General features: G+C 67.1%; 14 protein-coding genes. 12 read left to right on the top strand and 2 right to left on the bottom strand.

All coding sequences use genetic code 11. The features are described 5' to 3' along the window. Window positions 1-147: 147 nt before the first annotated feature. The 4 genes from FB473_RS10720 to FB473_RS10705 all read left to right on the top strand — a co-directional run bounded on the left by FB473_RS10720 (window position 148) and on the right by FB473_RS10705 (window position 4,969). The gene (locus tag FB473_RS10720; protein WP_167167317.1) at window positions 148-915 is read left to right on the top strand and encodes a nucleoside phosphorylase; all 768 of its coding nucleotides are present in this window, start codon (window positions 148-150) and stop codon (window positions 913-915) included. Between the two features lies 1 nt (window position 916). Next, window positions 917-1,537 carry a dephospho-CoA kinase gene (coaE, locus tag FB473_RS10715; RefSeq protein WP_341770095.1) on the top strand — a complete coding sequence of 207 codons (621 nt, stop codon included), beginning with the start codon at window positions 917-919 and terminating at the stop codon, window positions 1,535-1,537. Between the two features lie 79 nt (window positions 1,538-1,616). Further along, on the top strand, window positions 1,617-3,701 hold the full coding sequence (uvrB, locus tag FB473_RS10710) for an excinuclease ABC subunit UvrB (protein ID WP_167167311.1): 2,085 nt from the start codon (window positions 1,617-1,619) through the stop codon (window positions 3,699-3,701). A 275-nt stretch (window positions 3,702-3,976) separates the two neighbouring features. Beyond that, complete coding sequence (locus FB473_RS10705) at window positions 3,977-4,969, top strand: TerC family protein (protein WP_167167309.1); 993 nt, start codon at window positions 3,977-3,979, stop codon at window positions 4,967-4,969. A 33-nt stretch (window positions 4,970-5,002) separates the two neighbouring features. On the opposite strand, the gene FB473_RS10700 is transcribed toward FB473_RS10705, so the two are convergent. After that, window positions 5,003-5,662 carry an MBL fold metallo-hydrolase gene (locus FB473_RS10700; RefSeq protein WP_341770094.1) on the bottom strand — a complete coding sequence of 220 codons (660 nt, stop codon included), beginning with the start codon at window positions 5,660-5,662 and terminating at the stop codon, window positions 5,003-5,005. A 47-nt stretch (window positions 5,663-5,709) separates the two neighbouring features. Then, the gene (locus FB473_RS10695; RefSeq protein WP_341770093.1) at window positions 5,710-6,450 is read right to left on the bottom strand and encodes a maleylpyruvate isomerase family mycothiol-dependent enzyme; all 741 of its coding nucleotides are present in this window, start codon (window positions 6,448-6,450) and stop codon (window positions 5,710-5,712) included. A 106-nt stretch (window positions 6,451-6,556) separates the two neighbouring features. Between FB473_RS10695 and uvrA the strand changes: the two genes are divergently transcribed. The 8 genes from uvrA (at window position 6,557) to tpiA (ending at window position 17,855) form a co-directional block, all read left to right on the top strand. Beyond that, entirely contained in the window at window positions 6,557-9,580 is a 3,024-nt protein-coding gene (gene uvrA, locus FB473_RS10690; protein WP_167167303.1) for an excinuclease ABC subunit UvrA, read from the top strand. 1 nt (window position 9,581) lies between these two features. Further along, entirely contained in the window at window positions 9,582-11,564 is a 1,983-nt protein-coding gene (gene uvrC / locus FB473_RS10685) for an excinuclease ABC subunit UvrC (protein WP_167167271.1), read from the top strand. 137 nt (window positions 11,565-11,701) lie between these two features. Further along, the gene (rapZ, locus tag FB473_RS10680) at window positions 11,702-12,562 is read left to right on the top strand and encodes an RNase adapter RapZ (protein WP_279588643.1); all 861 of its coding nucleotides are present in this window, start codon (window positions 11,702-11,704) and stop codon (window positions 12,560-12,562) included. After that, window positions 12,559-13,503, top strand: coding sequence for a gluconeogenesis factor YvcK family protein (locus FB473_RS10675; RefSeq protein WP_167167265.1), 945 nt, complete (start codon window positions 12,559-12,561; stop codon window positions 13,501-13,503). The genes rapZ and FB473_RS10675 overlap by 4 nt, the downstream gene beginning before the upstream one ends. A 65-nt stretch (window positions 13,504-13,568) precedes the next feature. Further along, the gene (whiA, locus tag FB473_RS10670; protein ID WP_167167262.1) at window positions 13,569-14,555 is read left to right on the top strand and encodes a DNA-binding protein WhiA; all 987 of its coding nucleotides are present in this window, start codon (window positions 13,569-13,571) and stop codon (window positions 14,553-14,555) included. Window positions 14,556-14,741: 186 nt separating this feature from the next. Then, window positions 14,742-15,746, top strand: a complete 1,005-nt coding sequence (gene gap, locus FB473_RS10665) for a type I glyceraldehyde-3-phosphate dehydrogenase (RefSeq protein WP_167167259.1) — start codon at window positions 14,742-14,744, stop codon at window positions 15,744-15,746. Window positions 15,747-15,846: 100 nt separating this feature from the next. Further along, window positions 15,847-17,064 carry a phosphoglycerate kinase gene (locus FB473_RS10660; RefSeq protein ID WP_167167256.1) on the top strand — a complete coding sequence of 406 codons (1,218 nt, stop codon included), beginning with the start codon at window positions 15,847-15,849 and terminating at the stop codon, window positions 17,062-17,064. After that, a complete protein-coding gene (tpiA, locus tag FB473_RS10655; protein ID WP_167167253.1) occupies window positions 17,064-17,855 on the top strand; it encodes a triose-phosphate isomerase in 792 nt (263 codons plus the stop codon). The genes FB473_RS10660 and tpiA overlap by 1 nt, the downstream gene beginning before the upstream one ends. Window positions 17,856-17,971: the final 116 nt, after the last annotated feature.

Genomic DNA, 17,971 nt, shown 5'->3' with positions numbered 1-17,971 from the left:
ATGAGCGTCGCAGAAGAGGTCCGGGCCGCAGGGTCCGGGCCTCTTCTTGTCTCCGCGTCGCGGCTTCGTCGATCGTGGTGTGGCGACGTCGTGCCGCGGGTTCGCGGTACGATCCCCGCGGTACCACGAACAGGAGGCGATGTCCCCATGCTGACGCCCGGTGATTGGCCCGTGCTGGATTTCGACGACGACCCCAGCGATCTGATCTCGTCCCAGGCGCTGACGCCCGATTCGGTGACCTTCCCCGACCGAGCGGTGCTCGCGTTCCTCGGCCGGGCGGTGACCGCCCATGCGGAGGCGGAGAACGCCCCGGTCGTCGAGATGGTCGGCTATGTCACGCAGCTCTTCCCGGCGTACCGGCTGACCAGGGGAGGACGGTCCGCCGTCCTCATCGAGCTGCCGGTCGGGGCGCCCGCGGCGACGATCATCGCCGACTACCTCTTCCAGCGCGGCGTGCGCGTGGCGGTGGCCGTGGGATCGTGCGGGGCTCTGCATCCCTTCGGCGAGGGCGAGTTCATCCTGCCCGTCCGCGCGCTGCGGGACGAGGGCACCAGCTATCACTACCTGCCGCCCTCCGAGTGGGTGGAGACGGACGCCGGCGTCCGGCTGGCCTGTGCGGAAGCGGTGCGGGGACGCGGGCACGACGTGGCCGAGGCGTCCGTGTGGACGACCGATGCCTTCTACCGGGAGACCCGCGCGATGGTGGATCGGCGCACCACCCAGGGCTGCGGGGTCGTCGACATGGAGTGTGCGGCGCTGGCCGCATGCGCCCGGTTCCGGGGGGTTCGCTTCGGCGAGATCCTGTTCACGGCGGATTCCCTGGCCAGCGACGACTACGATCCACGCGACTGGGGTGTCGACTCCCATGAGGTGGCATTGCGCATGGCCGTCGACGCCGCGTTCGGGGTGGCATGACGTGCCCGCGCTCCTTGTGGGGCTGACCGGCGGGATCGCGTCGGGGAAATCGACCGTCGCCGGCCTGCTGGCCGGGCACGGTGCCGTGCTCATAGATTCGGACGAGCTGGCCCACGCGGTCGTCGCTCCCGGGACGGACGGGCTCGCGCGAGTCGTGGAGCGCTTCGGGCCGGGGGTGCTGCGCAGCGACGGCGCGCTCGACAGACCAGCGCTCGGGCGGCTCGTCTTCAGTGATGAGCGGGCGCGGGCCGATCTGAACGCGATCGTCCATCCCGCCGTGCGGGCGCGGGCCGCCGAACTCGTCGCGCAGGCGCCGGCGGATGCGATCGTCGTGCGGGTGATCCCCCTCCTGGTCGAGACGGGGCAGGAGGCGGACTTCGATGTGGTGGTGGTCGTCGACGCCCCGGAATCGGTACAGGTCGAGCGGCTGATGGGGCGCAGCGGGCTGACGGACGAGGACGCCCGTTCCCGGGTAGTGGCCCAGGCGTCCCGGGCCGAGCGGCTGGCCGCAGCCGATTTCGTCATCGACAACTCGGGCACCCCCGACCAGATGGCAGCGCGGGTGGCACGGCTCTGGTCGGAGCTGGTCGAGCGCGCTGGTGCACGCGGGGACGCGGAGTAGCGCTGCGTGTTCGCTCCGGGCGTCGAGTTCGGTGATGGTCCGGGCGGAATTGTCAGTGGGGGCACCTACGCTGTATGGCATGCGTCCGGTCGAAGAGATCACCCGTCGGGTAGCACCGTTCACGGTGCACTCCGACTTCCGGCCTGCCGGTGATCAGCCGGCCGCCATCGACGAGTTGCAACGTCGGATCGAGGCCGGGGAGAACGACGTCGTCCTGCTCGGTGCCACCGGCACCGGCAAGACGGCCACCGTCGCCTGGCTGGCAGAACGGCTGCAGCGCCCGATGCTCGTCATGCAGCCCAACAAGACGCTGGCCGCCCAGTACGCCGCCGAACTGCGTCAGTTCTTCCCCGACAACGCGGTGGAGTACTTCGTCAGCTATTACGACTACTACCAGCCGGAGGCGTACGTCCCGCAGACCGACACCTACATCGAGAAGGACTCCAGCCTGAACGAGGAGGTGGAGCGGTTGCGCTATTCCACGACCAACTCGTTGTTGACGAGGCGGGACGTGATCGTGGTGGCGACCGTGTCGGCCATCTACGGCCTGGGCACCCCGCAGGAGTACGTGGACTCCATGCTCAGGCTGCGCGTCGGACAGGAGTGGGGCCGCACCGATCTGCTCCACAAGCTCGTCGACATGCAGTACGTGCGCAACGACCTGGCAGGCACGCGGGGAACGTTCCGCGTCCGGGGCGACACCCTCGAGATCTTCCCCATGTACGAGTCCAACGCCGTGCGGGTGGAGTTCTTCGGCGACGAGGTGGACGCGCTGTCCACGATGCATCCGGTGACCGGAGAGGTGCTGAGCACCGATGAGGAGATGTACGTCTTCCCGGCGTCGCACTACGTGGCCGGGCACGAGCGGATGGAACGGGCGATCACGGGCATCGAGGCCGAGTTGGAGGAACGCCTCGCGGAACTGGAGGCTCAGGGCAAGCTGCTGGAGGCCCAGCGTCTGCGGATGCGGACCGGCTACGACATCGAGATGATGCGCCAGATCGGCACGTGCGCCGGCATCGAGAACTATTCGCGGCACATCGACGGACGAGGCCCCGGCACTCCGCCGAACTGTCTCCTCGACTACTTCCCGTCCGACTTCGTGCTGGTGATCGACGAGTCGCACGTCACGGTGCCCCAGATCGGCGGCATGTACGAGGGAGACATGAGCCGCAAGCGGACGCTCGTGGAACACGGTTTCCGACTGCCCAGCGCCATGGACAACCGGCCCCTGAGGTTCGAGGAGTTCACCGAGCGCATCGGGCAGACGGTCTACTCCTCGGCGACCCCGGGCCCCTATGAGCTGGCCCGGAGTTCGGGCGTCGTCGAGCAGATCATCCGCCCGACCGGCCTGGTGGATCCGGAGGTCATCGTCAAGCCGACGAAGGGGCAGATCGACGATCTCATGGGCGAGATCCGCAAGCGGGTCGAGCGGGACGAGCGCGTCCTGGTCACCACTCTGACCAAGAAGATGGCCGAGGATCTGACGGACTATCTCATGGAACACGGTGTGCGGACGCGGTACCTGCACTCCGAGGTCGACACGCTGCGGCGAGTGGAACTCCTACGGGAACTTCGCCTGGGCGAGTACGACGTGCTGGTCGGCATCAATCTGCTGCGCGAGGGCCTCGACCTACCCGAGGTGTCTCTGGTGGCGATCCTGGACGCCGACAAGGAGGGCTTCCTGCGGTCGGATCGATCCCTCATCCAGACGATCGGTCGCGCGGCCCGCAACGTGTCCGGTCAGGTGCACATGTATGCGGACCACATGACGCCCTCGATGACCAAGGCGATCGACGAGACCAATCGCCGGCGTGCCAAGCAGGTGGCCTACAACGTGGCGAACGGGATCGATCCGCAGCCGCTGCGCAAACGGATCGCGGACATCACCGATCTCATGGCACGTGAGGACGCCGACACCGACTACTGGGTGAAGCCGGGGCGTTCCAACAAGCAGCAGGCGCCCTCGGCACTGCCTGCCGAGATGCGCGGTCTCGACACGGCGAACCTGCCGGCGACCGAGCTGGCGAACCTCATCCATGAGCTGACCGACCAGATGCACGCAGCGGCGGCAGAGCTGCAGTTCGAGCTCGCGGCACGGCTGCGGGACGAGGTGGCCGATCTGAAGAAGGAACTGCGACAGATGGTCGAGGCGAGCCGTTGACCCCGTTCACGTCCGCTCGCACAGTAGATCTTCCTGAAATCACGTCGATACCGCAGAGGTAGCGACGTGAAGGGTCGTAGATGCTATAGTCGCCGACGTCGGTGGCACCGTTTGTCTTGCAGGGTTCGGGGTGCGACAATCGCTTTCGGAGGGGAGTAGCCCCCGTGCGGAGTCGTCATTACGAAGTTCGACTTCCGGTGCCGCAGCAGATCGTTCTGGAGCGATCAGTGGCGAGACCTCCAGGACGTTCCCTCTGATCGGAAGGTACATACCCGATGCATGTAACCCCACTGGTGTGGGTCGTCACGTTGGCCGTTCTGGCCCTTGTCCTCGTGATCGACGTGATTCACATGGCCCGGCACCCCCACGAGCCGTCAATGAAGGAATGCGGACTGGCGATCACCGGATTCGTCACCGCGGCGGTTCTCTTCGGCCTCGGCATAGGTCTGTTCGCCAGGCCCTTGCCCGAAAGCGGCAAGTCCAGTTGGCACTACGCGGTCGAGTTCTTCTCCGGATATCTCACCGAGTACTCGTTGTCGATCGACAACCTCTTCGTGTTCATCATCATCCTGGGGTCCATGCGTGTTCCCCGGAAGTATCAGCAGTTCGCCTTGATGGCAGGCATCATCCTGGCGCTGATCTTCCGCGGCATCTTCATCGCGCTCGGCGCCGCCATCATCAACCAGTTCGCCTGGGTGTTCTTCATCTTCGGCGCCTTCCTGCTCTACACGGGCGTCAAGCTCGTGATCGACTACCGGCAGTCCGGGTCGGAGGAGGAAGAGCACAACGAGGCTGACAACGCCTTCATGCGATTCGCTCGACGCGTGATCCCCTCGACCGACGAGTACCACGGCGACCATCTGTCGGTGAAGATCGACGGCAAGCGGTTGTTCACCCCGATGTTCTTCGTCATCCTGACACTCGGTTCGGTCGACCTGATGTTCGCCCTCGACTCGATCCCGGCGATCTTCGGTCTCACCCAGGAGCCCTACCTCGTCTTCACCGCGAACTTCTTCGCACTCATGGGCCTGAGGCAGTTGTACTTCCTGCTCGGTGGGCTCCTTCAGCGGCTCGTCTACCTCTCGCTGGGCCTCGCCTTCATCCTGTGCTTCATCGCGGTGAAGTTGGTGCTGCACGCTCTGCACCACTACAACGTGGTGGCCTGGGAGGTGCCGACCGCGTTGTCGCTCATCGTCATCGTGGTGACGATCGCGATCACCGCCGTTCTCAGCCTGCTGAAGACCAGGCGCGAAGGCGTCACCGAATAAGCAGTCGCTATGCCCGGACGAGTGGCAGCGCGGTCACCAGCCCCGTGCGCGCCACTCGTCCAGGTGCGGGCGCTCCGCACCCAGTGTGGTGGAGTCCCCGTGACCCGGGTGGACGAGGGTTTCGTCCCCGAACGGCTCGAAGACCAGAGCCGCGACATTTCCCAGCAGGGCTGAGAAGTCCCGTGGCGTGAGGGTCTTGCCCACGCCTCCGGGGAACAGCGAATCTCCGGTGAACAGATGAGTAGGGCCGTCGTCCGGACGCAGAGCCAGGGCGATGCCGCCGGGGGTGTGCCCGGCGAGGCCGATGACCTCGAGGCTCGTCGTCCCGACGGGGATGGTGTCCCCGGTCCACACCCCTCGTGATCTGATTCCCGTCTGCTCCGTGATCGCATCGACGTCCGGGCGGCCGGCGACGGGTGCGGCTCCGGTGTCGCGGACGACACGTGCCAGTGCGCCGAGGTGGTCGGTGTGCCTGTGCGTGGTCACCACGGTGCCCAAGGGGCGTGTGCCGATCAGGTCGAGCAGGGTGGCGGCCTCGGCAGCGGCGTCGATGAGTACGAGTGGTCCCTCGGAGGGGGTCAGCAGGTAGGCGTTGTTGTCCATGGGACCGACGCTGACCTTCGTGCAGGTCACGGCGCCGACGGTGAACACGATGGGCTCCTCGCGGGGTCCGGTGTGGTAAGGGTCGGTCACGGCTCAACCCTATCCGTCGAGGATCCCGCGCGTCCCTACGCGTGGAATCAACGCGGTCGGGGTTCCTCCGGCAGACCGAGTGCCTCGCCGTCGGCGGGGCGCAGCCGGCCGGTCAACCAGCCGAGCACGACGGCGTCGGGGCCCCCGACCGTCACGGCCGCCTGCTGCGGCCCGATGTCGTGGACGAACCCGGACTCCGATTCCAGGTGGATCCCGCGTACCAGCCCCTCCAGCGGATGACGCATGGCGTTCAGTTCGAGCAGCCAGCGGGCCGGTTCGGGATCGATGTCGGTCACCTCGAAGCCGCAGTCCAGATCGATGTGGTGGAGGACGATCTCGTTCAGCCGTACCAGGGGCAGCAGGTCAGCGCGGTACAGGTTCCCGGGAGTGAGCTCGAGCAGCATGTCGGGTGGCAGTGTCTCGAGCACGTTGAAACGGTGATTGAGACGGCCCGCCGAGGTGTCCAGGTCGATCTGGAGTTCAAGGCCACTGCGCTCCGAGCCACGCTCGATGGCGAGGTCGCGATCCTCGTCCGAGTCGTACATCAGGGCACGGCGTCCCATGAGTGCGAGGTCGACGGCGCGGCACAATGCGTCCGCGTTCCTGGAAAGGTGGCTGGCGACATGGGCCCGAGTCCATCCCGGTAGACGGGAGGGCTCCTGCCAGGCCAATTCGCTGAGGGCGATGGTGTCGCCGAGCAGTCGCTGTGTGGCCTCCAGCTTGCGCTTGCGAACCTCGGCGAGCTGGCCGACGCTCAAGCGCGCCTGGTCGGACGCATCCCAAGCCACGACGCCACCCCCGATTCCTGTGCAACACACGCCAGTCGACCACGTTGAACCACCATTGTCCAACGGAATGCCCACGGTCGCAGAATTGTCGTAGGCGACGCATACGATGTGGGACGTGAAGGATCGGCTCATCATCCAAGGGGCGCGCGAGCACAACCTGCGCAACGTCTCGCTAGACCTGCCACGGGACTCCCTTGTCGTCTTCACGGGTCTGTCCGGGTCGGGTAAGTCCTCCCTCGCGTTCGACACCATCTTCGCCGAGGGACAGCGGCGGTACGTGGAGTCGTTGTCGGCTTACGCGCGGCAGTTCCTGGGGCAGATGGACAAGCCCGCGGTCGACTTCATCGAGGGGCTGTCACCGGCCGTCGCGATCGATCAGAAGTCCACCAGCCGTAATCCGCGATCGACCGTCGGAACCGTCACGGAGATCTACGACTATCTGCGGCTCCTGTTCGCGCGCATCGGTCATCCGCACTGCCTCGTGTGCGGGGAGCCGATCAGCCGACAGACGCCCCAGCAGATCGTCGACCAGGTGTTGGAGTTGCCCGAGGGCACGCGGTTCCAGATGCTGGCTCCGGTCGTCCGTGGTCGCAAGGGCGAATACACCGAACTGTTCCGAGACTTGGCCACGCAGGGGTTCGCGCGCGTCCGCGTCGACGGGGAGGTCTCGCAACTGACCTCGCCACCGAAGCTCGACAAGCAGCGCAAACACGACATCGACGTCGTCGTCGACCGGGTGGCGGTCAAGGCGTCGGCCAAGCAACGGATCACCGACTCGGTGGAGACCGCTCTGGGGTTGGCCGACGGCCTGATCGTCCTCGACTTCGTCGATCGGGACGAGAAGGATCCGGCCCGGCGCCGCAGCTTCAGCGAGAAGCTCGCCTGCCCCAACGGGCACGACATAGCGCTCGACGAGCTCGAGCCGCGCCAGTTCTCCTTCAACAGCCCGTGGGGCGCCTGCCCGGCCTGCACCGGGCTCGGGACGACGCTCGAGGTCGATCGGGAGCTGGTCGTCCCCGACCAGTACAAGAGCCTCGCGGAAGGCGCGATCGCGCCCTGGTCGAGCCCCACGGTGGCTGCCCACTACACCCACGTGTTCGAGGGCATGGGCGACAAGCTCGGCTTCTCGGTCGACACTCCCTGGCGGGAACTGCCCGTCGACGTGCGTGACTTCATCCTGGACGGCTACGACGATCCGGTGCTGATCCGTTACCGCAACCGATTCGGCCGCGTGCGTTCGTACACGCAGAAGTACGAAGGCGTGGTCCCGCACGTGCGGCGCCGCTACGACGAGTCGGAGACGGACGCGGCCCGCGAGCGGTGGGGCGCCTACCTGCGTGAGGTCGCCTGCCCGGTGTGCAAGGGGGCTCGCCTGAAGCCTTCGACCCTGGCCGTGACCGTGTCCGATCGCAACATCCATCAGGTGAGCGAACTGGCCATCTCGCAGCTGTCCGAGTTCATGGGACGGCTCGAACTGTCCGAGCGTGAGCGGGCCATCGCGGCGCAGGTGGTCAAGGAGATCCAGCAGCGGGTCAGGTTCCTGCTGGACGTCGGCCTCGACTACCTGACCCTGGCCCGCAGCGCGGGGTCGCTGTCGGGTGGTGAGGCTCAGCGCATCCGGCTCGCGACCCAGATCGGATCGGGGCTCACCGGCGTGCTCTACGTATTGGACGAGCCCTCGATCGGCCTGCACCAACGCGACAACCGCCGGCTGATCGAGACGCTGGAGAAGCTGCGTGACCTGGGCAACACACTGATCGTGGTCGAGCACGACGAGGACACCATCCGAGCGGCCGACTGGGTGGTCGACATCGGCCCCGGAGCGGGCGAACACGGTGGCGAGGTCGTGGTGTCGGGCGGTTTCGACGACCTGGTCGCCTGTGAGCGGTCACTCACTGGGGCCTACCTGTCGGGGCGCCGCTCCATCGCACTGCCCGAGCGTCGTCGCCGCGGGAACGGGAAGACACTGGTCGTCCATGGGGCAGCGGAGAACAATCTGGACGACGTCACCGTCGAGTTCCCCCTGGGGCGGTTCATCGCTGTCACGGGCGTGTCGGGTTCCGGGAAGTCGTCTCTGGTGAATGCGATCCTCTATCGATCGCTGGCCAAGACGATCTACGGCGCGAAGGACGTGCCGGGGCGCCACGAGGGCATCACGGGCGCCGAGAACGTCAACAAGGTGGTCCACGTCGACCAGTCTCCGATCGGGCGTTCGCCGCGTTCGAACCCCGCGACCTATACCGGTGTCTTCGACAAGATCAGGACGCTGTTCAGTCAAACCCCCGAGGCCAAGGCCCGCGGCTATCAACCCGGCCGGTTCAGCTTCAACGTCAAGGGGGGACGCTGCGAGAACTGCATGGGCGACGGCACCATCAGGATCGAGATGAACTTCCTGCCCGACGTCTACGTGCCGTGCGAGGTGTGCCATGGCGCTCGCTACAACCGCGAGACGCTTGAGGTGCGCTACAAGGGCAAGACGATCGCCGAGGTGCTCGACATGCCGATCGAACAGGCGGCCGAGTTCTTCGCCCCGATCTCGGCCATCTCGCGACACCTGAAGACTCTCGTCGAGGTCGGGCTCGGCTACGTGCGACTGGGTCAGCCTGCCACGACGCTGTCGGGCGGCGAGGCACAACGGGTGAAGCTGGCCTCCGAGTTGCAGCGCCGTTCCACCGGCAACACTCTCTACGTGCTCGACGAACCGACCACGGGCCTGCATTTCGAGGACATACGGCGTCTGCTCGACGTCCTCAGCCGGTTGGTCGACGGAGGGAACACGGTGGTGGTCATCGAGCACAACCTCGATGTGATCAAGACGGCCGACTGGGTGATCGACATGGGGCCCGAGGGCGGGTTCCGGGGTGGGCAGGTCGTCGCAACAGGAACTCCGGAGCAGGTGGCCGCCACAACCGAGAGCCACACCGGAGCGTTCCTGTCCGAGATCCTCCATGGGCACGAGGTGCCGGTCGAGCCGGCGGCCGAACCCGACGGCGAGGTGCCTGCCGCTGAACCGGCGCCCACGAAGAAGAAGCGGTCCCGTAGGCCTGCGGACGCCGACACGCCGGCGGCACGGTCGACGAAGTCCTCGTCCGCGCGGAAGGGGTCCGTCCGTACGAGCCCGGCGGCCTGACATGGCCGATCCTTCGACCTATCGACCCGCGCCTGGGTCGATCCCCACCGACCCGGGCGTGTACCGGTTCAGCGACGCCCACGGCCACGTCATCTACGTGGGCAAGGCGAAGAACCTGCGCAACCGGCTGAACTCCTACTTCGCCGATCCGGCGAACCTCCACTTCCGTACGCAGACGATGGTGCGCACCGCTGCCAAGGTCGAATGGACGGTCGTCCAGACCGAGGTGGAGGCGCTCCAACTCGAGTACACGTGGATCAAGCAGTACGACCCGCGGTTCAACATCAAGTACCGGGACGACAAGTCCTACCCGTGGCTGTGCGTCACCTGGACCGATGAGTTCCCGCGCGTCTTCGTCGGACGAGGGGCCAAGCACAAGGGGTGGCGCTACTACGGGCCCTTCGGGCAAGCCTGGGCGGTTCGTGAGTCCGTCGACTCGCTGCTGCGCGTCTTCCCGATGCGTTCGTGCAGCAACGGGGTGTTCCGCAACGCGGCGGCGTCCGGGCGGCCGTGTCTGCTCGGGTACATCGGCAAGTGCTCGGCGCCGTGCGTGGGACGTATCTCGGCCGACGACCACCGAGCCGTCGTCGAGGACTTCTGCGCCTTCTGGGCCGGGCAGACCCGTGGCCTCGAGCGCAAGCTGACCCGCCAGATGAAGCAGGCCGCCGAGCAGCAGCACTACGAGCAGGCCGCCGTCCTGCGCGACGCGCTCGACGCGTTGCGCCAGGCCACCGAGAAGAACGCCATCGTGCTGCCCGACGGCACGGACGCCGATGTCATCGCGCTCGCCGAGGACCCGCTCGAGGTCGCCGTGCAGATCTTCCACGTGCGTGCCGGGCGCGTCCGCGGCGAACGCGGGTGGGTGGCCGATCGGGCCGACGACGCCGATACCGCCGACATGATCGAGAGCTTCCTGTTCTCGCTGTACGCCGACGACCAGGGGTTCCAGTCGAGCGCCGGCTCGTCCGTCCCGCCCGAGGTTCTTGTGCCGGTGGCACCCGCCTCGGGTGACGTGCTGGCCGACATCCTGTCGTCCCAGCGCGGCAGCCACGTGCGGATACATGTGCCCATGCGGGGCGACAAGCGGGTGCTGCTCGACACCGTCTCGCGCAACGCGGCCGACATGCTCGCGGTCCACAAGACCAAACGCGCCTCCGATCTCAGCACCCGTGGACGGGCACTGGAGGAACTCCAGCAGGCCCTCGGCATGGACCAGGCACCGCTGCGCATCGAGGGTTTCGACATCAGCCACCTGCAGGGAACCGAGGTCGTCGGCTCGATGGTGGTGTTCGAGGACGGCATGCCCCGCAAGAGCGAGTACCGGCGCTTCGTGATCAAGAGCTTCGAGGGTTCCAACGACATCGCGGCCATGGACGAGGTGCTACGGCGGCGTTTCCGGCGCCTCCTCGACGACCGTGAGCAGATGGCCCAGGACGCGTCGGACGACGGAGGTGCCGCCCTGATCGATCCTTCCACGGGCGCTGCCCGGTCGTTCTCCTACGCCCCCTCGCTCGTGGTGGTCGACGGTGGCCTGCCGCAGGTGAACGCCGCCCAGGAGGTGCTGGATGATCTGGACCTGGCCGACGAGGTGCGGCTCATCGGGCTCGCCAAGCGCCTGGAAGAGGTGTGGATCCCGGGGGAGGAGTTCCCGCTGATCCTTCCCCGCGCGTCCGAGGGGCTGTATCTCCTGCAGCGGGTACGGGACGAGTCGCACCGCTTCGCGATCACCTTTCATCGCAGCCGCAGGTCGAAGGCGATGGTCGAGTCGGTGCTCGACGACGTGCCGGGTCTGGGGGAGGTACGGCGCAAGACGCTGCTGAGGCATTTCAGCAGCTTGAAGAAACTGCGCGCCGCCGGTGTGGACGACATCAGTGCGCTGCCCGGTTTCGGTCCGCGCACCGCGCAGGCCGTCGTGGACGCTCTCGCGGGTGGCGAGGTCGGCGTGGCGATCAACATGTCGACCGGAGAGGTTTCCGAGTTGTAGCCGAGTGTTGTCCGGCCCGACATGTGCCGCGCCCGTTGCGAGTCGTGCCGATGTCGGTCGGTCAGGGAATAATGGAATCCGTGAGCATTCCAGCCGAGTCCGCGGTCCAGACTGTCGCTGCGGGCAGACCGCACGGCTTGCCCGCACTGCCGAGACTGGTGGTCATCACCGGTATGTCCGGCGCGGGCAGGCGCAGCACCGCGCACGCGATGGAGGATCTCGGCTGGTTCGTCGTCGACAATCTCCCGCCGAGCCTGCTGCCGCAACTCATCGAGACGGCCCGGCGCGCCGGGCAGGATCGGCTCGCCGTGGGGCTGGACGTGCGGTCGCGCGAGTTGTTCGACCAGCTTCCTCTCATCCTGGCCCAGTTGGAGGCCCAGGGCGTGCGGCGTGAGGTCTGCTTCCTCGAGGCCAGCGATGAGGCGATCGTGCGGCGCCAGGAGTCGTCCCGGCGTTCGCTGCCGTTGCAGGGTGGGGGCAGCATCATCCAGGCGATCGCCAAGGAGCGGCGGATGATGCGCGATCTGCGTGCCACCGCCGATGTCGTGATCGACACGTCGAACCTCAACGTGCACCAGCTCAAGGCCAGGGTCGGTCACATCTACGGCTCGCGGGACGACCAGGCCACCCGTTTCCAGGTGATGAGCTTCGGGTTCAAGAACGGTCTGCCCGTGGACGCCGACATGGTCTTCGACGTGCGATTCCTGCCCAATCCGCACTGGGTGCCGAACCTGCGCCCTCAGACGGGCCTGTCGACAGAGGTGAGTGACTACGTGCTGCGGCAGCCGGGGGCGCAGGAGTTCCTGGCCAAGCTCACAGAGCTCATCGACATCATCGGCCCCGGCTACGCTCGCGAGGGCAAGCGACAGGCGACGCTCGCGATCGGCTGCACGGGTGGCAAGCATCGCAGCACGGCCATCAGCGAGGCGTTCGCCGCCAGGCTGCGCGCCCGGGGCATCCAGGTGAGCGTGCTGCATCGCGACCTCGGGCGGGAATGACCTTGGATCATCTGCCTCGTGTCACAGCGCTGGGTGGGGGGCATGGGCTGTCAGCGTCCCTTCAGGCTCTGCGGCAGGTCACCGATCAGTTGTGTGCTGTGGTGACCGTCGCGGACAACGGCGGATCGTCGGGACGCCTGCGTGGCGAGCTCGGCGGGTTGCCGCCGGGCGACCTGCGCATGGCGCTCGCCGCGCTGTGTGGGGACGACTCCACGGGCCGCCAGTGGGCCGGAGTGCTCCAGTCGCGTTTCCACAGCCCCGGCCCGTTGAACGGTCATGCGATCGGCAACCTGCTCATCGAGGGTGTGTGGCAGCACCTGGGCCCTGTCGAGGGGCTCGAACTCGTCGGCCAGCTGTTGCATGTCCAGGGACGCGTGCTGCCGATGTCGCTGGTGCCGCTGGCGATCGAGGCCGACGTCATCGGCGCCGACCCGCGGCGCCCGGACGACCCCTGCGTCATCCGGGGCCAACATGAGGTGGCGGTTGCCCAGGGCGAAGTGCTGTGCATCCGGCTCGTGCCCGACGCGCCGCCCGCCTGTCCGCAGGCGGTGGCGGCGGTCGAGGACGCCGACTTCATCGTCCTCGGCCCCGGATCGTGGTTCACCTCGGTGCTGCCACACCTGGTCGTCCCCGAACTCGCGGATGCGATCGTGAACGCGCGGGGACGCCGGGTGCTCACCCTCAACGTGGTGCCTGCGGGGGAGACCGAGGGGTTCTCCCCGGCCAGGCATCTGGAGCTTCTCGCCGAACACGCCCCGGCGTTGCGCCTGGACACGATCATCGTGGACGCCGCGTTCGCCGCCGACGACCGGCACCTGCACCGGTACGCGCAAGCCCTCGGGGCCGAGGTGGTGGTCGCCGACCTGCGCATGCGTGACGGCTCGGCCCGCCACGACCCGCTGCGCCTGGCCTCGGTCTACCGGGAGCTGATGGTCGGTTGAATCACCGTCGTGCCTTGTGCGAGGCTGCGGTGACCGGCTGGAAGAGAGTATGGGATGATTCGAACGTGGCGTTGACTCAACAGGTGAAGTCGGAACTGGCAACGGTGCGAGTGCTCAAGCCCGCAACCCGTGCCGTTGAGGTGGCGTCCATGCTCCGGTTCTCGGCAGGCCTGCACATCGTCAGCGGACGGATCGTCATCGAGGCCGAGTTCGACATGGGCGCAGCCGCCCGTCGCCTGCGCGCCGCCATCTCCGATCTCTACGCATTCGAATCAGAGCTTCTCGTGGTCACGGGCTCCGGCATCCGGCGGGGAACTCGCTACGTGCTGCGCATGGTGAAGGACGGCGAGGCCCTGGCCAGGCAGACCGGGCTCATCGACTCCCGGGGCCGCCCGGTGCGGGGGCTGCCCGCACAGGTCGTGGGGGCCAGCATCTCCGATCAGGTGGCCGTCTGGCGGGCCGCTTTCCTGGCACGGGGTTCGCTCACCGAGCCGGGACGCTCGATGTCGCTGGAGATCACGTGCCCGAGTTCGGAATCTGCGCTGGCCCTGGTCGGGTCGGCACGCCGTCTCGACATCCCGGCGAAGGCGCGGGAGGTGCGCCAGGTCGAACGGGTGGTGGTGCGCGACGGGGACGCCATCGCCGCGCTGCTGACGCGCATGGGCGCCCACGAATCCGTGTTGGTGTGGGAGGAACGCCGCATGCGCCGCGAGGTGCGTGCCTCGGCGAACAGGCTGGCCAATTTCGACGACGCGAACCTCCGCCGGTCCGCCAGGGCCGCGGTCGCCGCAGGCGCCAGGGTCGGGCGCGCGCTCGAGATCCTCGGCGACGACGTGCCGGATCATCTGAGGGTCGCCGGCCTGCTGCGCCTGGAGCACAAGCAGGCGAGCCTGGAGGAACTGGGCCAGTTGCATGATCCGCCACTGACGAAGGACGCCATCGCCGGGCGTATCCGCAGGCTGCTGGCAATGGCCGACAAGGCCGCGGCCGACAAAGGGATCCCCAACACGGAGGCCGCGCTCACCCCGGATCTGCTGGAGGAAGGCGAATAGGCTGGCCGCTCGGAGCAGGGGTGATGGTCGGTCGGCGGAAGGCATGTCCCGCCAGCCGAGTCGGGGTGTGCCCGCGGAGGGCTCCCCGTCACACGGAAAGACCCCATTGGATAAACTTGGGGCGTCCAAAGAGTCTGGAGCACGTGCCCAGGCAAGGCACTCGAATCTCTGAAGGAGATTGACTATATGACCGTCAAGGTTGGCATTAATGGCTTCGGCCGAATCGGCCGTAACTTCTTCCGCGCCGCCAAGGAGCAGGGTGCGGATCTTGAGATCGTCGCCGCCAACGACCTCACCGACAACAAGACCCTGGCGACCCTGCTCAAATACGACTCGACCCTGGGTCGTTTCCCGGGCGAGGTCACCTACGACGAGGAGTCCATCACCGCCGACGGTCACACGATCAAGGTCCTTGCTGAGAGGGATCCCGCCGCTCTCCCCTGGGGTGAGCTCGGTGTCGACATTGTCATCGAGTCGACCGGTCGTTTCACCAACGCCGAGGCCGCCAGCGCCCACATCAAGGCCGGCGCCAAGAAGGTCCTGATCTCGGCTCCGGCCAAGAACGAGGACATCACGGTCGTCATGGGCGTCAACGACGGCGACTACGATCCCGAGAAGCACTCGATCATCTCGAACGCGTCCTGCACCACCAACTGCCTCGCCCCCGTGGCCAAGGTGCTCCAGGAGAACTTCGGCATCGAGCGTGGCCTCATGACCACCGTGCACGCCTACACCGCCGATCAGAACCTGATGGACGGCCCGCACTCGGATCTGCGTCGCGCCCGCGCCGCAGCTGTGAACATCATCCCGACCAAGACCGGTGCCGCTCAGGCCGTGGCCCTGGTCCTGCCCGAGCTCAAGGGCAAGTTCGACGGCTTCGCGCTGCGCGTTCCCGTCCCCACCGGCTCGGTCACCGACCTGTCCTTCGTGGCCAACAAGGAGGTCTCCGTCGAGGCCATCAACGCGGCGGTGAAGGCTGCGGCCGAGGGTGAGCTCAAGGGCATCCTGTCCTACACCGAGGATCCGATCGTGGTCACCGACATCCAGGGCGACCCGCACTCGAGCATCTTCGATGCCTCCTACACCAAGGTCATCGGCAACCTGGTGAAGATCCTGTCCTGGTACGACAACGAGTGGGGCTACTCGAACCGCCTGGTCGACCTGACCGAGCTGGTCGCCAGCAAGCTCTGAGTCGAACACACCAGACGCAATCGGGGAGGGGCGTGTCGGCTTCGGCTGACGCGCCCTTTCTCCCATCTGAACCACCACACACAATCGAAGGGATCCCATCGTGCGATCTGTGAACGACTGGCCTGCCGCCGACCTGCGCGGCAAGCGCATCGTCATTCGCTGCGACTTCAACGTGCCGTTGGACGGCGACGTCATCACCGATGACGGCCGCATCAAGGCAGCGTTGCCCACGCTCAACAAGCTTCGCGAGGCCGGCGCCCGGGTCACGGCCCTGGCCCACCTCGGTCGTCCCAAGGGCCAGGTCAACCCCAAGTACTCGCTGGCCCCGGTGGCCAAGCGGCTCGGCGAACTCCTCGGCGCCGAGGTCAAGCTGGCCTCCGACGTCGTCGGGCCGTCCGCCCTGGCGTTGTCCAACTCTCTGACCGACGGGGAGGTCTGCCTGGTCGAGAACGTCCGGTTCGAGCCGGCGGAGGAGTCGAAGGTCGAGTCCGAGCGTCAGGAGCTCGCCGCGAAGTACGCGCAGCTGGGCGACTGGTACGTGTCGGACGGCTTCGGTGTCGTCCACCGCAAGCAGGCGTCGGTCTACGACATCGCCAAGCTCCTGCCCTCGGCCGCCGGTGAGCTGGTCGCCAGGGAGGTCGGAGTCCTGAGCAAGCTGACGACGCAGCCCGATCGCCCGTTCGTCGTCGTCCTGGGCGGGGCCAAGGTGGCCGACAAGCTCGCCGTGATCGACAACCTGCTCAAGGTGGCCGACGCCCTGGTCATCGGTGGCGGCATGGCCTACACCTTCCTCAAGTCGAAGGGATACGAGGTCGGCTCCTCGATCCTGGACGAGAGCAAGGTCGAGGTGTGTGCGGAGTACCTCAAGCAGGCCGAGGCCGCGGGCAAGCAGATCGTCCTGCCGGTCGACCTGCGCGTCGCCGACGGCATGGACTTCGCGGCTCGCACGGTGACAGGTGAGGTGTCGGTGGTGTCCGCGGACGCCATTCCGGCGGGCAAGGAGGGGCTCGATATCGGCCCCGCCAGCGAGGAACTGTTCGCCACGACCATCAAGGGGGCTAAGACGGTCTTCTGGAACGGGCCGATGGGCGTCGCCGAGATCGAGGAGTTCGCGAGCGGCACCAAGGCTGTCGCCAAGGCCCTGGTGGAGGTCGACGGCCTGACGGTCATCGGCGGCGGCGATTCGGCGGCCATCGTGCGCGACCTGGGCTATGCGGACGACCAGTTCGGGTGGATCTCGACCGGTGGCGGCGCGTCCCTCGAATACCTCGAGGGCAAGGAACTGCCCGGGCTCGCCGTGCTGGAAGGAGAGAACTGATGTCGCGTCTTCCCATCATGGCCGGCAACTGGAAGATGAACCTCAACCACGTCGAGGCCGTCGGGCTCGTCCAGAAGCTGGCCTGGACGCTGGCCGACCAGCACTACGATCCCACCAAGTGTGAGGCCGTCGTCATCCCTCCGTTCACCGACCTGCGTACCGTCCAGACCCTCATCGACGGTGACAAGCTCCCGCTGAAGCACGGGGCCCAGGACCTCTCGCAGAACGACAACGGCGCTTTCACCGGCGACATCTCGGCCGACATGCTCGTCAAGCTCGACTGCAGCTACGTGGTCATCGGGCACAGCGAGCGCCGTGAGTACCACCACGAGTCGGACGAACTCATCAACGCCAAGGCCGTCAAGGCGCTGTCGAAGGGCCTGGTGCCCATCATCTGCGTCGGCGAGGGCCTCGAGGTGCGCAGGCAGGGCACCCACGTTGAGCACACCGTCGCCCAGGTGAAGGGCGCTCTGGCAGGCATCTCCGGCGAGGACGTGGCCGGTCTCGTGATCGCCTACGAGCCGATCTGGGCGATCGGCACCGGCGAGGTTGCCACGCCCGAGGACGCGCAGGAGGTGTGCGGGGCGATCCGCGCCGCGGTGCGTGACCTCTATGGCGATTCCGTGGCCGACCAGGTCCGCATCCAGTACGGCGGCTCGGTCAAGGCGGCCAACGTCGGGGCCATCATGGCCAAGCCCGACGTCGACGGCTGTCTGGTCGGTGGAGCCAGCCTGAAGCCCGAGGAGTTCGCGGCGATCATCCGCTTCTACGATCTCCCCGCGCTCGCCTGAGCTCGTGACACGGTGCCCGGCGCACCCGGCCGTGCCGGGGCGCCGGGCACCGCTGCGTGTCGCGACATCGTGGTTCCCGCCGCCGACGGACTGCGCGCATCCGGCAGGCTGAGCGT

It is taken from the genome of Brooklawnia cerclae (genome assembly GCF_011758645.1).
Taxonomy (GTDB): domain Bacteria; phylum Actinomycetota; class Actinomycetes; order Propionibacteriales; family Propionibacteriaceae; genus Brooklawnia; species Brooklawnia cerclae.
The sequence above is the reverse complement of the archived record's forward strand: the minus strand, read 5'-3'. Positions and strand labels throughout refer to the sequence as shown.